Annotated in this window: 1 protein-coding gene and 2 pseudogenes; 2 read left to right on the top strand and 1 reads right to left on the bottom strand. The window is 53.5% G+C overall.

Annotated elements, in window-relative coordinates; genetic code table 11:
- Nucleotides 1–925 (top strand): LysR substrate-binding domain-containing protein (locus KDK17_RS00700; protein WP_257287119.1); only part of this gene is annotated, 925 nt, incomplete at its 5' end.
- Between the two features lie 232 nt (nt 926–1,157).
- Here the strand turns inward: KDK17_RS00700 and KDK17_RS00695 are convergent.
- Nucleotides 1,158–1,295, bottom strand: a pseudogene (locus KDK17_RS00695) (aldehyde dehydrogenase family protein); the annotation flags it as partial.
- On the opposite strand from KDK17_RS00695, the pseudogene KDK17_RS00690 reads away from it, so the two are divergent.
- Nucleotides 1,291–1,415 (top strand): annotated as a pseudogene (locus KDK17_RS00690) (aldehyde dehydrogenase family protein); the annotation flags it as partial. The pseudogenes KDK17_RS00695 and KDK17_RS00690 overlap by 5 nt on opposite strands.

The raw sequence follows: 1,415 nt of genomic DNA, 5'->3' as shown, positions 1-1,415 counted from the left end.
GAACTGGCTGCGCTCCTTTGAGGCGTCTGCCCGACTGCTCAGCTTTACCCATGCAGCCAATGAATTGAATCTTACCCAGGCTGCGGTCAGCCAGCAGGTCAAAGGTCTTGAGTCTCAGCTTGGAGTAGCCCTGTTCAAGAGGCTTCCCCGCGGGCTGGAATTGACGGAAGCCGGTATGGCTTATCTTCCCGCTGTTCATGAAGCAGTCAGCTCGCTGGCCGTGGCTACGGAAGAGCTGTTTGGTCAGGGCAGGGACAGATTGCTGACTGTCAGGGTGAATCTGGTCTTTTTTACGACCTGGCTGGCTCCTAGAATGGGCCGTTTCAGAGAAGAGTTTCCTGAGATCGGCATACGTTTTACCAGTAATATCTGGGCGGAGGACAAGGACAGGGAAGCAGACCTTGAAATACGTTATGGACGGGGCGACTGGCCGGGTCTTAAGTCTGATTGTTTAACTGAGGATGAGCTCTTTCCTGTTTGCAGTCCGGTCTTGGCCAGAGGGCTGCCACTGCCCGATTGTCCGGAACAGCTATCAGGTCATACCCTGTTGCATGTCATTGGTTATGAAGAAGGCTGGGGGTACTGGTTCAAGCAGCTGGGTTGTGAATTCCACGAAAACTCTTCAGGCATGCAGTTTGATACCCTGATTACAGCACTGGAAATGGCGAAGTATGGTCAGGGTTTTGCACTGGGCCGGACGTCACTTGTCGCAGGAATGTTGGCCAGTGGTGAGCTGGTGGCGCCATTGCCGCAGAGAGTCAGGACTTCTGAGGGATTCTATCTCACTGCGCCTGCCCGTCAGTACCTGCACCCCAAGGCAGAAATGTTCAGGAGCTGGCTTTTGGAAAATAGTCGTAGCAGCAAAGTGTCGTCATCAAAGAGCCAGTTAAATGAAGATACGAAGGTGGTTGATAGTGTAGATTGATTGACCCTGTCTCCCAGTGCTGACAGCGCAAGCGCACCTTGGCTATTTCCTTAAAGCAGGCCCAAGCCCCGGGTCATGCTTTGCGGTTTTACTGTGAGCTCTACAATGTAGCCATCCAGGAGCTTTGGAAGCTCAAGCTGGTTGGGAAGGCTGCGTCATTAGATTAGGCTGTTGAGGGGGAGGTTAGTGGGCCTGTCGATGCTGTTATGAACTTTTCTAGAAGAATTTGGCTGTCGTTGTATGCACCCACTTTCAGGGACTGCATGGCTTCTGTCAGCTTGCCTACCAACTGGTCGGCCGCTTCATCACCTACGGCAACGGCTACAGACAATGCCATGCAGCGCTCGCCGGAGGAACCAAAAGCTGCGCCAGAGCTGTTAAAGGGAGAGCACAGTCGCAATGCCGGACCTGGCATTGATTCCTGGAGTGAGTTTCAGCCTCTGGGGGTTGTTGCCGGGATCACTCCCTTCAACTTTCCGGTCATGGTGCC

Origin of the sequence: Endozoicomonas sp. SESOKO2 (genome assembly GCF_024606245.1) — a bacterium.
Classification (GTDB): Bacteria; Pseudomonadota; Gammaproteobacteria; order Pseudomonadales; family Endozoicomonadaceae; genus Endozoicomonas_A.
This window is presented reverse-complemented; position numbering and strand designations above follow the sequence as displayed.